Consider the following 19489-nt stretch of genomic DNA (forward strand, 5'->3'; position numbering starts at 1 on the left):
AATCGAGCGCTGCGGGCTGGGCGGCTCAGCCCGGCAAGCGCATCAACCAGGAGCCCTGAGAACCATGCAAGCATCGCTGCTGTTGGTCGATGACGACCCGAAGCTGGTTCAGCTGATGGGGCGGCTGCTGGGCGATCTGGGGCGCATCCGTTTTGCCACCAGTGGCGAGGCGGCGCTGCGACTGGCCCGTGCGGAGCGGCCCGATCTGATCCTGCTGGATGCCGAGATGCCGGGCATGAACGGCTACGACACCTGCGCCGCGCTCAAGGCCGCGCCGGAGCTGAACGATGTGCCCGTGATCTTCGTGACATCCCATACCGATCTGGATCACGAGGTGCAGGGGTTCAGCGTTGGCGCGGCTGATTTCATCCACAAGCCGGTCAGCGCGCCCATCCTGCGCGCCCGCGTCGCGACCCAGTTGCGCCTCAAGCAGTTGTCCGACGAACTGCGTCGCCTGGCCAGCACCGACGCGTTGACCGACCCGCCCAACCGACGCGCCTTCGACACGGTGCTGGACCGTGAATGGGCGCGCTCGCTGCGGGAGGCCCAGCCGCTGTGCGCTCTCATGGTGGATGTCGACCGCTTCAAGGACTACAACGACCGTTACGGCCACCCGGCCGGTGACGTGTGCCTGCACGGCGTCGCCCAGGCGCTGCGAGGCGCCTTACAGCGGCCGACCGACCTGGTGGCCCGCTACGGCGGCGAAGAATTTGCCGTTCTGCTGCCCAACACGTCCCGGGAAGGTGGCTGTCTCATCGCGCAGCGCATGCTCCAGGCCGTGCTCGATCTTCGCCTGGCCCATGAGCGTGGCGTCGTGGACGGCATCGTCTCGATCAGCATTGGTGTGGCCTGCTCCGACGAAGCGCCGGAGCAGCCAGGCGACGCAATTGCCGGCGAGCCAGCCGGTGCCGACTTGATGCGGCGCGCTGACCGTGCGCTCTACCTCGCCAAGCAGCATGGCAGGGGGAGGGCGTGGATGAGCGAGTCCGCGCCGGGCGCCGCCCGACCGCAGTTCGGGGAAAGCCTGCGCGCCGGTCTTGATTCCGCAGGGCAGAGCTCGTGAAGACGCCGGGCAGGGGCCTCGGGTCCCGCCCACAATCGAACCAGAGGGGACATGCCTTGAGAGCTTCGAATCGAACCAGTCAGGCAACGATGCCGCGCAGGTTCTGGCTTGCGGTGTGCGGGATTGGGCTGACGCTGTTCGCCGGTGCCTGCCGGGCCGCGACGCTGACGCTGGCGGTGGCTGACATCCCTTACGCGGCGCCGGTGCTCATCGCCGAGGCCGAGGGTTATTTCGCGGCCGAGGGCTTGGCCTTGCAAGTCAAGCACTACCCGGTGGGGCGCGTCTGCCTGGAACGGCTGCTGGCGGGCGAGGCGCACTTCGCCACGGTGGCCGACACGCCGATCACGCTGGCCGGCTTCACCCGGCGCGACTTCGGCATCCTGGCCACGACCACCGTCTCGGGGCGCGAGAACCAGATCGTGACGCGCGCGGATCGCAACATCCGTCAGCCCGCTGACCTGCAGGGCAAACGGCTTGGCGTCATCACGGGGACCAGCGGCCACTATTTCGCCGACACCCTGCTGCTCTTCAATGGCGTGAAGCCTGACACGGTGACCGAGCAAGCCCTGGACCCCAAGGACGCGGTCGGCGCCCTGGTGCGTGGCGAGGTGGATGCGGCGGCGCTGTTCGGCACCTATGTCACGGACGCTCTGAATCGGCTGGGGCCGCAGGGCCGCTTGCTGCCCGGCCCGGCCTTCTTCAGCGTCACCTTCAACATCGTCAGCCGGACTGCCAGCCAGGGCGTCAGCGACGACGACGCCATCAAGCTGCTGCGCGCCGTGCAGCGCGCCACGGTCCTGCTGCAGCGCGAACCCGAGCGCGCTCGCGCCATCGTCGCCAAGGCGCTCAAGGTTTCAGTGGAAGACCTGGCCAAGACCTGGGGCGACTTCGAATTCCGGCTGCAGCTGTCACAGTCATTGATCACCACGCTGGAAGCCGAGGCCCGCTGGGCCTTGCGCCGGCGTCTGGTGCCGGCCGGCGAGGTCCCCGACTTCCTGGACCTGGTGCGCCCCGAGCCTCTGAAGAAGCTCGACGCGCGCGCGGTGAACCTCATCAAGTGAGCCCAGCTTGCAAGTCCGCCGCCTGATGTTGTGGGGCATGGCACTGGCCTTCGGGCTGGTGGCCCTGCACCAGGTCGCCTTCGAGTTGCTGGAACGGCAGCGCGAACGCATCGACGCCGTGCAGCTGGCGGTCGGCAAGGTCTCGCGCGACGCCGCCGGTCTGCTGGTTCTGACGCAGGACTACCTGCTGCACGGCCATGGGCGGGCGCGCCGGCAATGGCATGCCGTATACGCCGAGGTGAGCCGGACGCTGCGTGCGATCGACGGTAGGGCGATGGGGCTGGACGACGACATCGTCGGCCTGTTGGGCGTGTCCGAAGGCCTGCAGCCGCTGTTTGCCGCGCTTGAGTCGGCGGCCAGGGAGGGCGCCGCCGACGCAGATGGCGTGGACGCGCGGCGCCAGATGCTGTCCGACCACCTCGTGGCTGAAACGCGCCGCATCAGCGAGGGGGCCTTCGACCTGGCCGGCCGACTGATCGATCTGCGCAACCAGCAACAGCGCCGGCTGCGCATTGCGACCTTGGCCGCGAATGCGTTACTGACTGCGCTGCTGGCGGGTCTGGTGGCGGTGGTGATGCGCCGCGTGCTGCGCCCGATGCGCCAGCTGCAGGACACTGCGCGCCGCATCGAAGGCGGCGAGCTGCAGGCCCGCAGTGCCTACGCGGCGCCGGATGAGTTCGGCTCGCTCTCTCAAAGCTTCGACGCCATGACCCAGGCCCTGCAGGATCGCCAGGCCGCGCTGGAAGCCACCCGCAGAGACCTTCGCACGGTGCTCGATGCCGTGCCCTCGGTGATCGGCTACTGGGACCGAAACCTCAACAACCGCGTGGCCAACCGGGCCCACCACACCTGGTTCGGCGCCGACCCCGACACCCTGCCCGGGCGCAACATGCGCGACCTGCTCGGGCCCACGCTGTTCGAGGCCAACCGGCCCTATATCGAGGCGGCGCTGCGCGGCGAGCCGCAGACTTTTGAGCGCTCCATCTCGCGTCCAGACGGCCTGGGCCTGCGCCACACGCTGGCCCACTACCTGCCCGACCGCCAGGGCGATGAGGTGCAGGGCTTCTACGTCATCGTCCACGACCTCACCGAGCTGAACGAGGGCCGCCTGCAGCTGGCAGCCGCCTTGGGCGAAAACGAGGCCTTGCTGGCGGCCATCCAGCAGTACTCCCTCTTCTCCGAAATGGACCCGGACGGCCGTTTCATCACCGTCAATGACAACGTCTGCCGGCTCTCCGGGTTCTCGCGCGAGGAACTGCTGGGCAAGACCTATGCCGTGCACCGGCCGCAGCTCGCATCGGGCGACTTCGACAGCGAGATCTGGCCTGCCTTGCGTGCCGGGCGGGCCTGGCAGGGGGAGATCGGCGGCGTTGCCAAGGATGGCAGTGTGTACTGGACCTATGCGGTGATGGTGCCGGTGAGGGCGGCGGACGGCTCGATCCGCAAGTACGTGTCGATCCGCACGGACATCACGGCGCAAAAGCGCCTTGCGCAGGAGGCCCAGCGCATCAACGAGCGCTTCGAGCTGGCCGCTGGCGCCGCAGGCATCGGCGTGTGGGACTACGACGTCGTTGCCCGCACCCTGGTCTGGGATGACCAGATGTATGCGTTGTACGGCCGTCATCGCTCCGGCGGGCTCGAGCCTTACACACTGTGGAGCGAAAGCGTTCACTCCGAGGACAGGGCGACCAGCGAGCAGGCACTGCAGGTGGCCATCGACGGGCATGCCGACTTCGAGCCCCAGTTCCGCATCGTTCGCCCCGACGGCGAGGAGCGACAGATCAAGGCCATGGCCCGCGTCGTGCGGGACGCCGCCGGCCGACCGCTGCGCATGATCGGCGTCAACTTCGACGTCACCGACAGGCTGCGCACCGAAGCCGCGCTGCAGGCCAATGAGAGCCTGCTGCGCAGCGTCGGGCGCATGGCCCTGGTGGGCGGCTGGCGCGTCGACCTCCGGGGTGGCCGGTTGCACTGGAGCGAGCAGACGCGCGCCATCCACGAGGTGCCGGCCGACTTCGAGCCCACGCTGGAGACAGCCATCACGTTCTATGCGCCGGAAAGCCGCCCGGTGATCACCGATGCGGTGAGCCGGTCGATCGCCAGCGGCCAGGGCTGGGACCTGGAGTTGCGCCTGATCACCCACACCGGCCGATCGATCTGGGTACGGGCGATGGGCGAGGTGGAATTCGACGCTCAAGGCAAGCCGGCGCAACTGGTCGGGGCCTTCCAGGACATCACCGAACGCCGGCGCATGGATGACCTGCTGCGTCCGCGACTGCCGCGGCCGAGGCCGCCAGCGCGGCCAAGAGTGCCTTCCTGGCCAATATGAGCCACGAGATCCGCACGCCGCTGAACGCGGTGATCGGTCTGGCACACCTGCTGCAGCGCACGCCGTTGAGCGCCGAGCAGGCGCCCTATGTGCAGAACATCCAGCTGTCGGGCAAGGCGCTGCTGGGCATCGTCAACGATGTGCTGGACCTGTCCAAGATCGAGGCCGGCGAAATGGGCCTGGAGCGCACCACCTTCAGCCTGCGCGACGTCAGCTCGTCGCTGCAGGCGCTGTTCGAGGAGCAGGCCCGCAACAAGGGGCTGGACCTGATCATGACGCCCCAGGCCACGCTGCCGGATGCGCTGCAGGGCGACCCGACGCGGCTGCGCCAGGTGCTGGTCAACCTGCTGGGCAATGCGGTCAAGTTCACCGAGCGCGGCCAGGTCAGCTTGATCATTCAGGCGCTGGCGGCGCCGGCCGGCCACTGCCGACTGCGCTTCGAGGTACGCGACACCGGCGTGGGCATCGCCGCCGACGTGCTGCCCACGCTCTTCGCCCCCTTCTCGCAGGCCGACGCCTCCACCACGCGGCGCTTTGGCGGCACGGGGCTGGGCCTGTCGATCACCAGGCACCTGGTCGAGCTGATGGGCGGCGAGGTGGGGGTGCACAGCACGCCGGGCCAGGGCAGCTGCTTCTGGGTCGAACTGCCCTTCGAGCTGGGCGATGCCAGCCAGCTCGCGCACGCCACCCAGGGGCATATGGACGGCCCGCGCCTGCAGGGCGTGCGCGTGCTGCTGGTGGACGACAGCGACATCAACCTGCAGGTGGCCGGGCGGCTGCTGGAGCTCGAAGGTGCGCTGGTGCAGCCCGCAAGAGACGGCGCCGAGGCGCTGCGTTGGGTGCAGCAACGCGCCGACTTCGACATCGTGCTGATGGACGTTCAGATGCCGGTGATGGACGGGCTGGAGGCGACGCGGCGCATCCGCGCCATGCCCGAACGCGCCCGGCTGCCCGTCGTGGCGCTGACCGCGGGCAACACCGACACCGAGCACCGGCGCGCACGCGAGGCCGGGCTGCAGGACATCCTGTCCAAGCCCATCGACCCGGAGCTTCTGGTGCAGGGGGTGCGCCGGTTGCTGGGGCGCGCACCCGTGGTGCCCGTGGCCGCCCCGCTAATGAACGACTCGCCGGACTGGCCGCAGATTGAAGGCATCGACGCCAACGATTCGCGCCGGCGGTTGGCGGGCGACGTGAAGCTGATGCGCAGCATGCTGCAGCGCATGCTGGTGCTGTGCGAGGAATGCGTGGGTGCGCCGGCCAGCACGCTGGTGCAGCGCCAGGCGCTTGCGGCGTTGATGCACAAACTCAGGGGCAGCGCGGCCACGCTGGGGGCTCAGCCGATTGCGGCCCTGGCCGCGCAGATCGAGGCGGCTTGCCAGCCCCATGGGGACCAGTTGGTGGCGTCGCTGCTGGCTCGGCTTGGCGAGCAGACCCGGCAGTTGCAGGTCGCCGCGGCGGCCTGGCTGCGGGAACCGCCTGCGCCACCACCGCCGGCGGCCGCAGCGCCGCCGCTGAACACCCAGGGCCTGGCCGAGTTCGTGCAAGCGCTGCGGGCCGCCAACCTGGAGGCCCTGGACCTGTTCGAGACGCTGGCGCCCTCGCTGCGGGCCGTGCTCGAAGCGCCCGCCTTTGAACGTCTCAGAGCGCATGTGGACAGCCTCGAGTTCGACCAGGCGCTGGTGGTCATGCGAGGCCTGGATAAGACCGAGGCTGCACCCTTGGGCAACGCAACATGATCCCCGCATCGCTGCCGGGGGATGAACCGAAAAGGTTGCAGGCCCTGCGCGACCTGCATGTGCTGGACACGCCGCCCGAGGCGGCTTTCGATGCGCTGGTGGAAGCGGCGTCCATCGTCTGCGGCACGCCGATCGCGCTGGTCAGCCTGGTCGACGAGGGCCGGCAATGGTTCAAGGCCAACCGCGGCCTGGAAGGGGCAACGCAAACGCCGCGAGACATTGCCTTCTGCTCGCACGCCATCCTCGGCTCTGAAATCTTCGAGATTCCGGATGCCGCCCTGGATGGCCGCTTTGACGACAACCCGCTGGTGACGGGTGACCCCAAAATCCGTTTCTACGCGGGCACGCCGATCGAGCTGCTGGATGGATCCAGGGTCGGCACCCTGTGCGTCATCGACCGCGTGCCGCACCTGCTGAGCGCCGAGCAGCGCCGCGTGCTGGCCTGCCTCGGCCGCGCCGCAGCATGCGCATTGCAAGACCGGCGCGACGCCCAGCTTCTGGCGGAGAGCGAGGCGCGCTCCCTTCAGGCCACCATGGCCAAGACGCGGTTCCTGGCCAATATGAGCCATGAGATCCGCACGCCGCTGAATGCGGTGATCGGCCTGACCCATTTGCTGGTGCGCACACCACTGACCGCCGAGCAGCGGCCCCATGTGCAGAACATCATGCTGGCCGGCCAGGCCCTGCTGGGCATCGTCAATGACGTGCTGGACCTGACCAAGATCGAGGCCGGCGAGATGGCGCTGGAGCGCGCCCCCTTCAGTCTGCGCGACATCTGTTCTGCACTGCAGGCCATGTTCGGCGACCAGGCGCAAGGCAAGGGCCTGCGGCTTCGGCTGGCGCCCGATGCCGACTTGCCGCAAGCCCTGGAAGGCGATGCCACGCGGCTGCGTCAGATCCTGGTCAACCTGTTGGGCAATGCCATCAAGTTCACCGAAACCGGCGAAGTCCAGCTGCGCATGCAGGCACTGCCCGCGCAGTCTGGGCAGTGCCGGCTTCGCGTCGAGGTCATGGACACCGGCATCGGCATTGCTCCGGAGGTGCTGCCCACGCTTTTTGCCCCCTTTTCTCAGGCGGACGCCTCCACCACGCGGCGCTTCGGCGGCACAGGGCTGGGTCTGTCCATCACCAAGCATCTGGTTGAGCTGATGGGCGGTGGCCTGGGCGTGCGCAGCACGGTCGGTGAAGGCAGTTGCTTCTGGGTTGAACTGCCGTTCGGACTGGGCGACCCGAAACAGCTGGTCGAGCGGCGCCACCTGATGCCTGATGGCACGCGGCTGCAAGGTGTGAACGTGCTGGTGGTGGACGACAGCGACATCAACCGGCAGGTTGCCGGGCGTCTGCTGGAGCTCGAAGGCGCACAAGTGCGCCAGGCGCGCGACGGGGCAGAGGCCGTGCAACTCGTGCAACAGCACAGCGACTTCGACATCGTGCTGATGGACGTGCACATGCCCTTCATGGACGGCATGGAGGCCACGCGCGCCATCCGCGCGCTTCCCGACCGCGCAGGTCTGCCCATCGTCGCGGTCACGGCAGGCAACACGGACACGGAGCACCGCCGCGCCCGCGAGGCCGGGCTGCACGAGATCCTGTCCAAGCCCATCGACCCGGAGCTGCTGGTGCAGGCTGTGCGCAGGCTCGTCGGGATGCGGCCAGCCACTGCCGCATGGGCGGCGGGCGCTGGCGAGCCCTGGCCGGATATCGACGGCATTGACGGTGCGGAGGCGCGGGTGCGACTGGTGGGAGACGTGGCGCTGTTTCGCAGCATGCTGCCGAGCTTGCTGCGGCTGTGCGATGCGTGCTTGAGCGCCCCGGTCGGCACGCCAGAGCAGCGCCAGGCGCTCGCATCATTGATGCACCAACTCAAGGGCAGCGCCGCCACACTCAGCGCCAAACCGATTGCGGCACTGGCTGATCGTCTCGAGCAGGCCTGCCTGCGCGACGGCGCCCAGGATCTCACGCCGGACATGACGCAACTGTCAGAGCACACCCGCCGGCTGCGCATCGCATTGGCCACGTTGCTCGCTGCACCGGCCTTGCATGCGCATGCGCCGGCGCCCCCCGCGCTGGACGCCGCGGAACTGGCAGAGTTGGTGCGGACGCTCAAGCTCAACGAGCTGGCGGCCATGGGCTTGTTCCAGGCGCTCACGCCGGCACTGCGCGGCGTGCTCGATGCACAGGTTTTCCAGACGCTGGCGGCCCATGTCGAGGAGCTGGAATTCGAGCCAGCGCTCGCCGTGTTGGAGGAGCTGTCCTCAGTGCTGATGGGTCAGCAAAGCTGAGTTGCTGGTGCCAGTCGATGGCCTGCTGTCAGTAGCCAGGTTTCGCGGCATGCAAGTGCGCTGCCGTTGTGTCCAGGCTTTGGCTGGCCGATCAACTCGGCGCAATGTTCAGGAAGAAGCGCGACAGCCAGCCCACCGCGTGAGCATCGGCAGCCGCACCGCGGCCGCGTTGCTCGATGCGGACATTGGCGACGGAGGTGGAGGCCACGGCATTGCCCTGGCCGATGGCGCGCGGGTCGACCTGGCCGGAAAAGCGCAGCACGTCGACGTTGCGGTTCACGCCGATCTGCTTCTCGCCACTGATCATCAGGTGGCCGTTGGGCAGCACGCCGGTGACCACCGCCGTGATGGCGCCGGTGAACTCATTGGTGTTCTGGTTGCTGCCCTTGCCCTTGTTGTCATTGGCCGAGGTAGCTTCGGCAGTGGCGCGGGCGAAGGCCTTGGGCGAGATGCCCGGCACGGCGCTGATGCCGGCCGACAGGCCACCGCTCTTGCTCAGCTCGCTGCTGCTGGTCTGCGAGGCCGACACGCGCTCGGTGATGTTGATGGTCAGCGTGTCGCCGGCGAGGCGGGCGCGGTGGTCCTCGAACAGCGGCCGGTAGCTGGCCGCCTGGTAGATGCCGCCGTTGGTGGGCGCCGCCGGCTGCAGCTGCGGCAGGTTGACGACCGGCGTGGAGGCCAGCTCGACGCGCGGCTCGGGGTAGGGCGTGGCGCAGCCGGCCAGCACGGTGGTGGCGGCGAGGAGGGCGAGGTGCTTCATTGGCGCGGTCCTGCTTAGATCTGAGCGAGCTTTTGCAGCATCTGGTCCGACGTCTGCACGGCTTTGGAGTTCAGCTCGTAGGCACGCTGGGTCTGGATCATTTGCACCAGTTCCTCGACGACGTTGACGTTGGACGTTTCGACGAAGCCCTGCTGCAGGGCGCCGATGCCGTTGTTGTTGGGCGCGCCGGTGTTGGGCGTGCCGCTGGAGGCGGTCTCGGCGAACAGGTTCTGCCCCTTGGGGTCGAGGCCGGCCGGGTTCACGAAGGTGGCGAGCTGGACCTGGCCGACCGTCTGCGGCGCGGCCTGGCCGGGTAGCGTCACGCTGACCGTACCGTCGTTGCCGATGGTCAGGCTCTGGGCGTTGTTCGGGATCGTGATGCCGGGCAGCACCGTGTAGCCGTTGCTCGTGACCATCTGGCCGTCGGCATTGAGCTGGAAGCTGCCGTCGCGCGTGTACGAGGTGGTGCCGTCGGGCATCTGCACCTGGAAGAAGCCGTCGCCCTTGATGGCCAGGTCCAGGTTGTTGCTGGTCTGCTGCAGGTTGCCCTGCGTGTAGATGCGCGCGGTGGCCACCGGGCGCACGCCCAGGCCGACCTGCAGGCCGGTGGGCAGCGTGGTCTGCTCGGTGCTGTTGGCGCCGCTCTGGCGCATGTTCTGGTAGATCAGGTCCTCGAACACCGCATGCGAACGCTTGTAGCCGTTGGTGGCGACGTTGGCGAGGTTGTTGGAGATGTTGTCCAGCTGGGTTTGCTGGGCTTCCATGCCGGTCTTGGCGATCCAGAGCGAGCGCATCATGGTGGGGCCTCTTTACTGACTGCCAAGCAGCTTGGCGGATTGCTGGCCCTGGGTCTGGGCGATTTGCAGCAGCTTCATCTGCTGCTCGAACTGGCGGCCGGCGGCGATCATGGCGACCATGGTCTCGACCGGGCTCACGTTGGAGCCTTCCAGCGCGCCGTCCTGCACGCGCGCCGCGGGGTTGGCGGGCAGGTCGCCCTCCTGGGCGCGGAACAGGCCGTCGTCGCCGCGCGTCATCGGCGCCTCGGGGATGACGAGCTTGAGCCGGCCGATGGCGGTCGGTTTCTGGTTCGGTGACTTGGCGCTGATGGTGCCGTCGCTGCCGATCTCGACCGCGCTGTTGGGGGGCACGTTGATCGGCCCGCCGTCACCCAGCACCGGCATGCCGTTGCGCATGACGAGCAGGCCTTCGGCGTTGACGTCCAGCGAGCCGGCGCGCGTGTAGGCCTCGGTGCCGTCATTGGCCTGCACGGCCAGCCAGGCGTTTCCCTGCATGGCCACGTCCAGGCTACGGCCGGTGGGCGTCAGCGGCCCTTGCGCGTCGTTGTAGCCGATGGTGGTTTCCAGCGTGAAGGCGCGCGTGGATGCGCCGTCGCCCTGTACCGGCACGGCGCGGAAGGCCTGCAACTCGGCGCGAAACCCGTTGGTCGTGACGTTGGCGAGGTTGTGCGAGAGCACGTCCTGCCGCTGCATGGCGGCTTTCGCGCCGGCCATCGAGAGGTAGATCATGCGGTCCATCGCGCGTCCTCAGCCGTTGTCGTGATCAGCGCAGGTTGACGATGGTCTGCAGGACCTGGTCCTGCGTCTTGATCGTCTGCGCATTGGCCTGGTAGGCCCGCTGGGCGGTCACCATGTTGACCAGCTCGGCGGTCAGGTCGACGTTGCTTTCCTCCAGCGCGCCGGACTGCATCGCGCCCATGTTGCCGTCGCCTGGCACGCCGACGACGGCGTCGCCCGACGCGACGGTGCGGATCCAGACATTGCCGCCCATCGTCTGCAGGCCCTGCGGGTTGCGGAAGTTGGCCAGCTCGATCTGGCCGGCCGGCTTGCTCTGGCCGTTGGAGTAGCGGGCCTGGACGATGCCGTCGTTGGCAACCTGGATGCCGGTCAGCTGACCCGGCGCGTAGCCGTCCTGCGTCAGGTTGGTCACCGCGAAGCTGCTGCCGTTCTCGGTCGCACTGGCCAGGTTGAGCAGGATGCCGGGAATGGACAAGGTCGGGTTGCCGCGTGAGCTGACGCCGGCTGGGACCGTCATCGTGATGTCGCCGGGGGGCGTCGTGGCACTGCCGGTGATGCCCGAAGGCGCGCCGCCGGTGGGCGGGAAGGTGATGGTCGTGAACGGTGCCGTCGGGTTGCCGAAGGCGTCCAGCGCGATGGCCCCGCCGGAGGCGTCAGTGTCGAACGGCGTGCCATTGGCCGTCGCGTAGACGTTCCACACGTCGTTGGGCGGCACGGCGCCACTGGCGTCGGCCGCACGCTGGAAGTAGAAGGTCACCGCGACGTCCTGGCCCTTGGCGTCGTAGACGGTCATCGAGGTGGCGTTGTTGTAGGTGGCGCTGTCCTTGAGATCCATGCCGACGCCGGTGCCGCCGCCGGGGGCGGTGCTTTTCAGGCGCGAGTCAAGGTTGAACTCCATCGTCACCTTGGCCGTCGTCGCGGGCGGGATGCCGCCGGTGGGCAACTGCAGCGGCTGGGCCGTGCCGGGCTGGATGACGCCGGCGCCGTTGGCGGGGTAGCCCATCAGCTTGAGCTGGTCGTTGTTGACGATGAAGCCGTCCTTGCTGACCTTGAACTGGCCGTTGCGGCTGTAGCGTGTCGGGTTGACCCCGTCGCTGACCTGGAAGAAGCCACCGCCGTTGATGGCGAGGTCCATCGGGTTCTCCGTCACCGTGATGTTGCCCTGCGTGAACTGCTGGGCGACGGACTGCAGGCTGGTGCCGATGCCGATCTGGTTCTGGCCCGCACCGTTCAGTGCTGCCGCATAGACGTCGGAGAACTCGGCCCGCGAGCCCTTGGCGCCGTAGGTGCCGGAGTTGGCGATGTTGTTGCCGATGACGTCCAGGTTCTTGGAGGCGGCGTTGAGCCCGGAAAGGCCTTGCTGGAAGCTCATGAGGGAGTCCTTGCTGTCGTGCGGGAAGTTCGGGTGAAAGGGGTGCCGGTCAGTTGACTGCGGAGACGGCCGTGTAGTCCACGGGGCCCAGGCGCGCGAGGTTCAGCTTGAGGTTGCCGCCCTCGCTGTAGACGGCGTCGACCTTGTCGTAGGCATAGGTCGTGGCCGCCACGGCCGCCGTGCCGTTGGTCGCGGTGATGCGGTACTTGACCTCGGCGCCTTCGGCGGCGGCCGAGCCGGCGTTCCAGGCAAAGGTCTGGCGGCCCGAGCCTTGCGCGCCGAGCTGCTTGGTGTCGATGACATTGCCAGCCGGGCCGAGGATCTCCAGCTTCACGTTCTGCGCCGCGCCGGCGAGTTCATAGCTGCCCTCGGCGATGCCGCCGTCGACCTGGATCTTGTCGCTGGGCACGCTGACCTCGCGGCCGACCAGGGAGATGGACTGCAGCGCCTGCATCTGGCCGAGCTGGCCGCCCAAGCCCTTGATGCTGGTGTCCAGCGTCGACAGGCTGGTGACCTGCTGGATCTGCGCCATCTGGCTCGTCACCTGGGCGTTGTCCATGGGGTTGAGCGGGTCCTGGTTGTTCATCTGCGCGACGAGCAGCTTGAGGAAGCGGTCCTGCGTTTCCTGGGCGGTCTTGGCGGAGGCGGTGGGCGCGCCGGCTTTGCTGCCGTTGAGTGCGGTGATGTCCATGGCTTGCCTTTAGAGGTCAGGACTGACCCAGCTGGAGGGTCTTGAGCAGCAGGCTCTTGGCCGTGCTCATCACCTCGATGTTGTTTTGGTAGGAGCGCGAGGCCGAGATCATGTTGACCATCTCCTCCACGGTGTTCACGTTGGAATAGGTCACATAGCCGTCCACGTCCGCCTGCGGGTGCTTGGGGTCGTGGATGCGCCGGCCGGGCGTCTGGTCCTCGCTGATGTTGGTCACGCGCACGCCGGCGTTGCCGCTGTCGTTGCCCGCGCCCATCAGCGCCGTCTGGAACACGACCTGGCGCGCCTTGTAGGCCTGGCCGTCCGGCCCGGCCACCGTGTCGGCATTGGCCAGGTTGCTGGCCACCACGTTGAGGCGCTGGCTCTGCGCACTGACCGCGCTGCCGGCGACATTGAAAATCTGGAACATCGACATGGCTGATTACCCCTGGTTGTGCGACTTCATCGCGTCGAGCGTGGTGCGCACCGAACCGTTGATGAAGCGCAGCGTCGCCTCGTACTTCACCGAGTTGTCGGCAAAGCTGGCGCGTTCACGGTCCATGTCGACGCCGTTGCTGTCCAGGCTGGTTTGGGCCTGCAGGGCGAACTGCTTGCCGGTCTCGCCGCGGGCTCCGGCCAGCGGGGCCATGTGGCCGCGCTGTGTCGTCTGCAACGCGCCGGGCGTGCCGACCTGGCCGGTGGCCTCGCGCAGGGCGCGGGCAAAGTCGATGTCGCGAGCCTGGTAGCCCGGCGTATCGGCGTTGGCAATGTTGCTGGCCAGCAGACGCTGGCGCTCCGCCCGCAGCGTCAGGGCCTGGGTCTGGAAGTTCAGCGTGTCTGTCAGTCGATTCAGCATCGGGGGCCTCTTTCGAGGTTGCTTTCGAGGGCAAGGCCGGGATGGCCCTTCTCGCAAATTGTCTGGAGCTGACCGGAAAACATGAGCGGGATTAGCGGGGGCAAAGCCGCTCATTTCCGAACCAGCAAAGCCAGCCCCATCTCTAGAGTGGCGGTCATGCTGCGTGCCACCCTGCTCCTTGTCTGCCTGCTCGCCGCCCTGCCCGGGTGGGCGCAGACGGCCCTCGATCCAGCCTTGCTGGAACGCGTGCGCGTGCTGGCCGAGACCGCCGCCCGCGTGACCGCGCCGCCCGGCACACGCGTCGCCGTCGAGATCGGCGCGCTGGACGCCCGCCTGCGCCTGGCGCCCTGTCGCCAGGTCCAGCCCTATCTGCCGCCTGGCATGGCTGTCTGGGGCAAGAGCCGCATCGGCCTGCGCTGCACGGACGGCGTGGCGCGCTGGAATGTGACGCTGCCGGTTCGGGTCGCCGTGCTTGGCCGCGCCGTGGTGGCCGCCGGGCCGCTGCCGGCCGGCGTGACTTTGTCTCAAGAACATCTGGCCCTGGCCGATATCGACATTGCCGCCGAGCCCGGCGCCGTCTTCACCGACCCGGCCGTGCTGATCGGGCGCACGCTGGCCCGCCCGCTGGGCGCTGCCGACGCTGTACGCGCGCCGGCGCTGAAGTCCCGCCAGTGGTTTGCCGCGGGCGAGACGGTGCAGGTGCATGTCGCTGGCGAGGGGTTTGCCGTCGCGTCGGAAGCCAGGGCCATGGGCGCCGGCGTCGAAGGTCAGGACGTCAAGGTGCGCTTCGAGAGCGGCCGCGTCACCAGCGGACGTGCTGTCGGCGAGCGCCGGGTGGAGCTGCTGTTGTGAGCAAAGCACCACGAATCCCGGCAACTGGCCGGAAAATCCCGTCAGTTCGCGCTCAAGTTCCTAGGCCAGGGGCCGATACAAGGGGAAACTCCCCTGCAATGCCCCATGCGGGGTCCGCCCCGCACCCTGGAGAAGCTCATGAAAATCGGTAACGGCCCTGACGGCAGCGCCAGCCCCACGAAGGCCGAGCAGCGCCCCGCTGCGCGCAAGCCGGAAGCTGCCGGGTCGAACGACATCGTCCGGCAGACCCCGACCGCTTCCGCCCCTGCGCCCAGCGCCCAGGTGGCCATTTCCAGCACCGCCAAGCTGGCCGCCAGCGCGGGTTCCGAAGACGGCAGCTTCGACGCCGCCAAGGTCGACCGCATCTCCAAGGCCATCAGTGAGGGCAAGTTCACGATCAACGCGAACGCCATCGCGGACAAGCTGGTCGCGAATGCGCAAGAATTGCTCAGCGCACGCGCCAACAAGCACTAATCCAATGACCGCCACCGCCATCGCCTCGCCCACACCGCTCGGCCCTGAACTCGAACAGCCGTTGCTGGCCGTCGAGGCCGCGTTGAACCAGCTTGGCGACGCGCTGGCCCGCCGCGACGCGGCGGCCATCGAGCAGCATTCGGCCGAACTGCACCAGCACCTGGCCCGCGCTGTGCAGACCTTCAGCGAAGCCGCCCGCACCGGCAGCGTGCCCGCCGCGCTGCGCAACCGCCTCGTGCGTGCCGGCGGTCTGCTGGCCGCCCAGCGCGAGACGCTGGCGCGTGGCAACGCCTCGCTGGACCGGGCGCTTGATGTGCTGATCCCGAGCGAGCCGACCGGCCTTTACGGCTCAGGCGGCAAGGCCGAGCGCCGCAGCACGGGCGGCGGCAGCTTCCAGGCCTGATCCGTCGCCGCCGCGTCCAGAAGCCACCTTTCGAGGTGGCTTTTTCTTGTGGGCTGCGCGCCGTCCCCCCGGGGGGGCTGAGGCTGCGGCAATGCCGCAGCGCGGTCTGCAAGACTGATCAGGCGCGCACGCGTTGAGCGGGCCGAGACTGGGCGAGGGGCCTCAATTCCTGCCGGCCATGACGCCGCCGTCCACATCCCAGACCGCGCCGGTGATCCAGCTGGCCTGCGCCGACAGCAGGAAGCCGATGGCGCCCGCCACATCCTGCGGCTGCCCGACGCGGCCCAGCGGGTGGAAGGCGTCGAAGCTGCGCAGCGTCGGCTCAACCTGGTCCTTGGCGATGAAGCTCTCGTAGATGGGCGTGGCTACCACGGCCGGCGCCACGGCGTTGACGCGGATGCCGTGCGGCGCCAACTCCATGGCCAGGTGCTGGGTCAGCGCATGCAGGCCGGCCTTGGCCATGGAGTAGGCCGATGACGGCGTGGCGGCGATGGCCTGCTTCGCCCACATCGAGCCGACGAACACCATGGCACCCGGGCGCTTGGCCTCGACCCACTGGCGCGCGATGGCCTGAGTCAGGAAGAAGCTGGCGCGGTTGAGCGCGTGGTAAGCGTCGTAGTCGGCCGCCTCGTGGGCGAGGAAGGGCTTGGGCACGAACACGCCGGCCGCGTTGACGAAGAGATCGACGTCGCGGTGCGCGCCATGCAACGCCTCGGTGACGGCGGCCAGGCCGTCGGGCGTCGTGATGTCGGCGGCAACCGTCGCCACCCGGTCCGGCGCGTCCAGCCGCTGGGCGACAGCCTGGAGCTTGGCCGCGCTGCGGCCCACCAGCACCACGCGGGCGCCCTGGCCGAGCAGATCGACCGCGACCTGGGCACCGATGCCGCTGCCACCGCCGACGATGAGCAGCTTGCGCCCTGTGAAGTCTTGACCCATGAAACTCTCCTTTGACTACCTACCAATTGGTAGGCGTTGTGGGCGGAAGAAGCCCGCGATGGCACCCCCGCCGCAACGGGTGCCGGGCTGAATCAGGAACGTGGAACGGTGGCGCCTAGCGCCAACAGAGGTCGAGCATGGCGCGGCCGACGGTGGACGGGCCCTGGTCATTGGCCATGCCGCGCCCGACGACCATTGCGCCTTCGAGCGCACAGAGGTAGGCGCGCGCCAGCGCCTCGGGCTGGGCGCCGGAGCCGAGCGTGCCCTCGCGCTGGCCGAGCTCGAAACCTTCCTGCAGCCAACGCAGGTTGATGCCGAAGAAGCGCGCCACCTCGTCACGCACGCTCTCTGGCAGGTCGTGCGCCTCGGCGCCCAGCATGCCGCAGACGCACAAGCGCCGCTCACGCGCGAAGGTGCGGTCGAACAGCTCGGCATAGGCCGCCAGCCGGTCGCGCGCCCGGGCGTGGCGGCCCTCAATGCGCAGCAGCTCCTCGCGGAAGCGGTGCGTGTAGCGCTGCACCACCATCGTCGCCAGGTCGGCCTTGGCCGGGAAGTGGTGATGGATGCTGGGCTTCTTGATGCCGATCAGCTGCGCCACGTTGTCGTAGGAGAAGCCGTTGTAGCCCTGCTGCTGCAGCAGCCCTTCAGCCGCGTCGACAACGCGTTCGGCAGCGGGGCTGAGTTCGGAGAAGTGCTTCATGGCAGCCGGAATGTACCTACCAATTGGTAGGTCCGTCAAGCGGCTTTGCGCGGTCTTCAGGTGGTGGCCTTGCGGCGCACCGCATCCAAATAGGCATGGCCGTCCGGCGGCAGGCCGCTGCGCTGGGAGGCCCAGATCATTTCCCCGAGCGCGTCCATCGCCGTGTGATGGGCCTCGTGGCGCGAGTTGCGCTTCGCGGCCAGCAGGTCGACGGCCTGGCGGATGCCCGAGGGCTGGTCGATGGCGTGCTGTTCGGTGATCGTCAGGTGCATCGACAGGTGCAGGAAGGGGTTGGTGCGGCCCTCCTCCACGGTGTAGACCTTCTCCAGCGCCGCGGCTTCGTCGGCGAGCTCCGCGTGGTATTCGGGGTGTTCGGCGATCCAGTCGGCCGCGATGGCCTCCATCGGGATCAACGGCAAGCCGTCGCGCCACTTGCGGTAGGTGGCGCAGAAGAAGCGCCGGACTTCGAGCTGGGACGGGGCGAACATGGCTGCAATTGTCGCCGGCGCACCAGCACCGCGAGGCCGGCGAGCATCAACAGCCCCGCCGCCGGCTCGGGCACCGGTGTGGCGAAGTCGTGGCCGCTGGCGCCGACCGTGTTGAGCCCGGCGACGGACGGGATGAGCTGGTAGCCGGCCGAATGGCCGAAGTCGGCCTCGGCATAGCGGGCCAGCACGGCGTAGTCGCTGACCGAGGCGCCCACCGCCAGCATGCCGCTGAGGGAGATGGTGCGGCCCACGAAGGTGTCCAGCCTCAGGCTGAAGATGGCGGGCGCGTCGCGGCTGGCGTCCCAGCTCTTGCTGACCTCGGCAAAGCTGCTCATGTCGCGCAGCCTGACCTCGGCCACGCCATAGGCCGACAGGAAGCCGCCGATCTCGAAGCCGGGGCTGGACAAGTGGCCGCTGATGCTGAAGTTCACCGTGTAGCTGACCGGCGTGCCCGGGGCGAGGCCGGCGCCGGTGACGGGGATGCTGTCGTAGAAGCGCCCCTGCACCGAGGCGCCGGCATAGCCGTGGTTGACGCGGCGGCCGGCCAGGTCGCAGCAGTAGGGAAAGCTGGCCGAGGCGAAGGCGCGCAGCAGGCCGACATGGCCCTCGAAGCGGCCGATGCCGTGGCCGCCGGCAAAGCTGGCGATCTCGTGCATGCGCTGCATCTGCGCCAGACGCGGGTCGTCGCGCAGGTCCAGCGTCGGCACCAAGCGCTGCTCGCCGGCGCCAGGGGGCATGAAGCTGGTGGCGTGAACGTTCATGTTGACCAGCAGCTGCGAATCGATGGCTGCGGCCGGCTGGCTGGCGGACAGCGCACCCGTGAGGACGGCCACCTTCAAGAAGGCGAGTGGGCTGGCAAGCAGCAGTGTGGCGCGAGCTGGCATTGAAGGCTCCCTGGATCAGCGCCAACGGCGGCGCATCTCCACCTACGCAATCTGCCGGCAGAACCGGACAGCCGGCAGCCACGCGAATTAGGGGGAGCCGCAGTCGGGCAGGCCGGCTTCCTGCGCCAGGGCGCGGGCCGCGGTCGCGTCGCTGGCGCAGCGGCGGGCCAGCAGTGTGGACAGCGGCTGCTTCAGAAAGGCAGCGCGCAGGCCGGTGCTGCCGCGCAGCAACTGCAAGGCCTGGGCTTCGTCGGCCGAGGCGCTGGCGGCGCCCAGGCCGGCGCGGTGCAGCAACTGGCGGGCATGGTCGCTGGCGATGTAGGGCCGGGCCTGGCCGACGCGGCTCAGCGCCTGGTTGACGGCGGTCAGCGCCTCGGCCGGCCGAGCTGTCGTGGCCAGCAGTTCGCTCAGGGCGAGCCAGGTTGCTGCATGGCCGCTGTCGTCAGGTGCGTCGCTGTCGTAGCGGGCCAGGGCCTGACGCAGCAGGCTCTCGCGCTCCGTGGCATCGGCGCCCTGGCGCATGCGCAGGTCGTGGCGGGCCAGCCACCATTCCGCGCGCAGCAGGCCGCGGGCGGGCAGGGAGGCATCCATGTCAGCCAGCAGGCTGCTCGTGGCGGGCAGGTCTTGCTCGGCCAGCAGCGGCCACACCAGGCCCATGCCGGCGTACTGGGTGCGCTCGTGGCGCAGCCCCAGGCGCCGTTTGAGCAGGGCGTAGCGGCGCTCGCTCAAAGCGCGGCTGCGGCTGGCTTCGCCGAGGTAGTCGTGCAGCGTGGCGGTGATGCGCAGCAGCTCGTCGGCGGTGTCGGGGTCGCTGGGCAGGGTGGCCTCGATGCGGGCCATGCGCTCGGCCAGCAGGCGGCGCAGCGCGGCCTCGGGCTGGGCGGCATCGGGCGCGCGGCGGTCCATCGTCTTGAAGAGGTCAAGCAAATAGGCATTGGCGGCTTCGGCGCGGCGCGCCTCGCGGCGGGCGCTGTCGGCCTGCCACAGGGCGGCGGCGGTGCCGACGAGCAGCGCGGCTGCGCCCAGCAGCGGCCAGCGCTGACGGCGCATGAAGCAGGCCAGGCGGTAGC

At 68.9% G+C, this 19489-nt stretch carries 20 protein-coding genes; 8 read left to right on the forward strand and 12 right to left on the reverse strand.

Annotation, left to right across the window (positions count from 1 at the left end; all coding sequences use genetic code 11):
- Window positions 1-64 precede the first annotated feature (64 nt).
- The 5 genes from ACT6S0_RS13735 to ACT6S0_RS13755 all read left to right on the forward strand — a co-directional run bounded on the left by ACT6S0_RS13735 (window position 65) and on the right by ACT6S0_RS13755 (window position 8471).
- Window positions 65-1063, forward strand: coding sequence for a GGDEF domain-containing protein (locus ACT6S0_RS13735; protein ID WP_444764392.1), 999 nt, complete (start codon window positions 65-67; stop codon window positions 1061-1063).
- A gap of 89 nt (window positions 1064-1152) precedes the next feature.
- Window positions 1153-2124, forward strand: a complete 972-nt coding sequence (locus tag ACT6S0_RS13740; RefSeq protein WP_444764393.1) for an ABC transporter substrate-binding protein — start codon at window positions 1153-1155, stop codon at window positions 2122-2124.
- A gap of 7 nt (window positions 2125-2131) precedes the next feature.
- On the forward strand, window positions 2132-4453 hold the full coding sequence (locus ACT6S0_RS13745; RefSeq protein ID WP_444764394.1) for a PAS domain-containing protein: 2322 nt from the start codon (window positions 2132-2134) through the stop codon (window positions 4451-4453).
- Window positions 4450-6189 carry an ATP-binding protein gene (locus ACT6S0_RS13750; protein ID WP_444764395.1) on the forward strand — a complete coding sequence of 580 codons (1740 nt, stop codon included), beginning with the start codon at window positions 4450-4452 and terminating at the stop codon, window positions 6187-6189. Before ACT6S0_RS13745 ends, ACT6S0_RS13750 begins: the two co-directional genes overlap by 4 nt.
- Window positions 6186-8471: an ATP-binding protein gene (locus tag ACT6S0_RS13755; protein WP_444764396.1), complete on the forward strand. Its 2286-nt coding sequence runs from the start codon at window positions 6186-6188 to the stop codon at window positions 8469-8471. The genes ACT6S0_RS13750 and ACT6S0_RS13755 overlap by 4 nt, the downstream gene beginning before the upstream one ends.
- A gap of 91 nt (window positions 8472-8562) precedes the next feature.
- On the opposite strand, the gene ACT6S0_RS13760 is transcribed toward ACT6S0_RS13755, so the two are convergent.
- From ACT6S0_RS13760 to flgB, 7 genes are read right to left on the reverse strand one after another with little or no spacing between them, the layout of a single operon-like run.
- Window positions 8563-9231, reverse strand: a complete 669-nt coding sequence (locus tag ACT6S0_RS13760) for a flagellar basal body L-ring protein FlgH (RefSeq protein WP_444764397.1) — start codon at window positions 9229-9231, stop codon at window positions 8563-8565.
- 14 nt (window positions 9232-9245) lie between these two features.
- Complete coding sequence (flgG, locus tag ACT6S0_RS13765; protein WP_444764398.1) at window positions 9246-10028, reverse strand: flagellar basal-body rod protein FlgG; 783 nt, start codon at window positions 10026-10028, stop codon at window positions 9246-9248.
- 12 nt (window positions 10029-10040) lie between these two features.
- The gene (gene flgF / locus ACT6S0_RS13770) at window positions 10041-10766 is read right to left on the reverse strand and encodes a flagellar basal-body rod protein FlgF (RefSeq protein WP_444764399.1); all 726 of its coding nucleotides are present in this window, start codon (window positions 10764-10766) and stop codon (window positions 10041-10043) included.
- 25 nt (window positions 10767-10791) lie between these two features.
- Entirely contained in the window at window positions 10792-12138 is a 1347-nt protein-coding gene (gene flgE, locus ACT6S0_RS13775; RefSeq protein ID WP_444764400.1) for a flagellar hook protein FlgE, read from the reverse strand.
- 49 nt (window positions 12139-12187) lie between these two features.
- Complete coding sequence (locus ACT6S0_RS13780) at window positions 12188-12829, reverse strand: flagellar hook assembly protein FlgD (protein ID WP_444764401.1); 642 nt, start codon at window positions 12827-12829, stop codon at window positions 12188-12190.
- Window positions 12830-12845: 16 nt separating this feature from the next.
- Complete coding sequence (gene flgC / locus ACT6S0_RS13785; RefSeq protein WP_056263284.1) at window positions 12846-13262, reverse strand: flagellar basal body rod protein FlgC; 417 nt, start codon at window positions 13260-13262, stop codon at window positions 12846-12848.
- A 6-nt stretch (window positions 13263-13268) separates the two neighbouring features.
- Window positions 13269-13682, reverse strand: coding sequence for a flagellar basal body rod protein FlgB (gene flgB, locus ACT6S0_RS13790; protein ID WP_444764402.1), 414 nt, complete (start codon window positions 13680-13682; stop codon window positions 13269-13271).
- A 156-nt stretch (window positions 13683-13838) separates the two neighbouring features.
- Here flgB and flgA point away from each other — a divergent pair, with 156 nt between their 5' ends.
- From flgA to ACT6S0_RS13805, 3 genes are all read left to right on the forward strand, one after another.
- The gene (gene flgA / locus ACT6S0_RS13795; RefSeq protein WP_444764403.1) at window positions 13839-14534 is read left to right on the forward strand and encodes a flagellar basal body P-ring formation chaperone FlgA; all 696 of its coding nucleotides are present in this window, start codon (window positions 13839-13841) and stop codon (window positions 14532-14534) included.
- A 138-nt stretch (window positions 14535-14672) separates the two neighbouring features.
- Window positions 14673-15008 (forward strand): flagellar biosynthesis anti-sigma factor FlgM, encoded by a 336-nt coding sequence (gene flgM, locus ACT6S0_RS13800; RefSeq protein ID WP_444764404.1) that lies wholly within the window; start codon window positions 14673-14675, stop codon window positions 15006-15008.
- A gap of 4 nt (window positions 15009-15012) precedes the next feature.
- Window positions 15013-15411 (forward strand): hypothetical protein, encoded by a 399-nt coding sequence (locus tag ACT6S0_RS13805; protein WP_444764405.1) that lies wholly within the window; start codon window positions 15013-15015, stop codon window positions 15409-15411.
- A gap of 162 nt (window positions 15412-15573) precedes the next feature.
- Here ACT6S0_RS13805 and ACT6S0_RS13810 read toward each other — a convergent pair whose 3' ends face one another.
- From ACT6S0_RS13810 to ACT6S0_RS13830, 5 genes are all read right to left on the reverse strand, one after another.
- The gene (locus tag ACT6S0_RS13810; RefSeq protein WP_444764406.1) at window positions 15574-16347 is read right to left on the reverse strand and encodes an SDR family NAD(P)-dependent oxidoreductase; all 774 of its coding nucleotides are present in this window, start codon (window positions 16345-16347) and stop codon (window positions 15574-15576) included.
- A gap of 115 nt (window positions 16348-16462) precedes the next feature.
- Window positions 16463-17047 (reverse strand): TetR/AcrR family transcriptional regulator, encoded by a 585-nt coding sequence (locus tag ACT6S0_RS13815; RefSeq protein WP_444764407.1) that lies wholly within the window; start codon window positions 17045-17047, stop codon window positions 16463-16465.
- 56 nt (window positions 17048-17103) lie between these two features.
- Window positions 17104-17535, reverse strand: a complete 432-nt coding sequence (locus tag ACT6S0_RS13820; RefSeq protein ID WP_444764408.1) for a DUF1841 family protein — start codon at window positions 17533-17535, stop codon at window positions 17104-17106.
- Window positions 17457-18419 (reverse strand): PEP-CTERM sorting domain-containing protein, encoded by a 963-nt coding sequence (locus ACT6S0_RS13825; RefSeq protein WP_444764409.1) that lies wholly within the window; start codon window positions 18417-18419, stop codon window positions 17457-17459. Before ACT6S0_RS13825 ends, ACT6S0_RS13820 begins: the two co-directional genes overlap by 79 nt.
- Before the next feature lie 87 nt (window positions 18420-18506).
- Window positions 18507-19489: hypothetical protein (locus ACT6S0_RS13830; RefSeq protein WP_444764410.1), on the reverse strand; the 983-nt coding region annotated here is incomplete at its 5' end.

Origin of the sequence: Roseateles sp. (assembly GCF_052436255.1) — a bacterium.
In the GTDB taxonomy this organism is placed as follows: domain Bacteria; phylum Pseudomonadota; class Gammaproteobacteria; order Burkholderiales; family Burkholderiaceae_C; genus Pelomonas.

What these genes read in the sequence shown, in the direction of transcription:
- ACT6S0_RS13735 (WP_444764392.1), top strand. Translation starts at nt 65, where the DNA reads ATGCAAGCATCGCTGCTGTTGGTCGATGACGACCCGAAGCTGGTTCAG.
- ACT6S0_RS13740 (WP_444764393.1), top strand. Translation starts at nt 1,153, where the DNA reads ATGCCGCGCAGGTTCTGGCTTGCGGTGTGCGGGATTGGGCTGACGCTG.
- ACT6S0_RS13750 (WP_444764395.1), top strand. Translation starts at nt 4,450, where the DNA reads ATGAGCCACGAGATCCGCACGCCGCTGAACGCGGTGATCGGTCTGGCA.
- ACT6S0_RS13755 (WP_444764396.1), top strand. Translation starts at nt 6,186, where the DNA reads ATGATCCCCGCATCGCTGCCGGGGGATGAACCGAAAAGGTTGCAGGCC.
- ACT6S0_RS13760 (WP_444764397.1), bottom strand. Translation starts at nt 9,231, where the DNA reads ATGAAGCACCTCGCCCTCCTCGCCGCCACCACCGTGCTGGCCGGCTGC.
- flgG (WP_444764398.1), bottom strand. Translation starts at nt 10,028, where the DNA reads ATGATGCGCTCGCTCTGGATCGCCAAGACCGGCATGGAAGCCCAGCAA.
- flgF (WP_444764399.1), bottom strand. Translation starts at nt 10,766, where the DNA reads ATGGACCGCATGATCTACCTCTCGATGGCCGGCGCGAAAGCCGCCATG.
- flgE (WP_444764400.1), bottom strand. Translation starts at nt 12,138, where the DNA reads ATGAGCTTCCAGCAAGGCCTTTCCGGGCTCAACGCCGCCTCCAAGAAC.
- ACT6S0_RS13780 (WP_444764401.1), bottom strand. Translation starts at nt 12,829, where the DNA reads ATGGACATCACCGCACTCAACGGCAGCAAAGCCGGCGCGCCCACCGCC.
- flgC (WP_056263284.1), bottom strand. Translation starts at nt 13,262, where the DNA reads ATGTCGATGTTCCAGATTTTCAATGTCGCCGGCAGCGCGGTCAGTGCG.
- flgB (WP_444764402.1), bottom strand. Translation starts at nt 13,682, where the DNA reads ATGCTGAATCGACTGACAGACACGCTGAACTTCCAGACCCAGGCCCTG.
- flgA (WP_444764403.1), top strand. Translation starts at nt 13,839, where the DNA reads ATGCTGCGTGCCACCCTGCTCCTTGTCTGCCTGCTCGCCGCCCTGCCC.
- flgM (WP_444764404.1), top strand. Translation starts at nt 14,673, where the DNA reads ATGAAAATCGGTAACGGCCCTGACGGCAGCGCCAGCCCCACGAAGGCC.
- ACT6S0_RS13805 (WP_444764405.1), top strand. Translation starts at nt 15,013, where the DNA reads ATGACCGCCACCGCCATCGCCTCGCCCACACCGCTCGGCCCTGAACTC.
- ACT6S0_RS13810 (WP_444764406.1), bottom strand. Translation starts at nt 16,347, where the DNA reads ATGGGTCAAGACTTCACAGGGCGCAAGCTGCTCATCGTCGGCGGTGGC.
- ACT6S0_RS13815 (WP_444764407.1), bottom strand. Translation starts at nt 17,047, where the DNA reads ATGAAGCACTTCTCCGAACTCAGCCCCGCTGCCGAACGCGTTGTCGAC.
- ACT6S0_RS13820 (WP_444764408.1), bottom strand. Translation starts at nt 17,535, where the DNA reads ATGTTCGCCCCGTCCCAGCTCGAAGTCCGGCGCTTCTTCTGCGCCACC.
- ACT6S0_RS13825 (WP_444764409.1), bottom strand. Translation starts at nt 18,419, where the DNA reads ATGCCAGCTCGCGCCACACTGCTGCTTGCCAGCCCACTCGCCTTCTTG.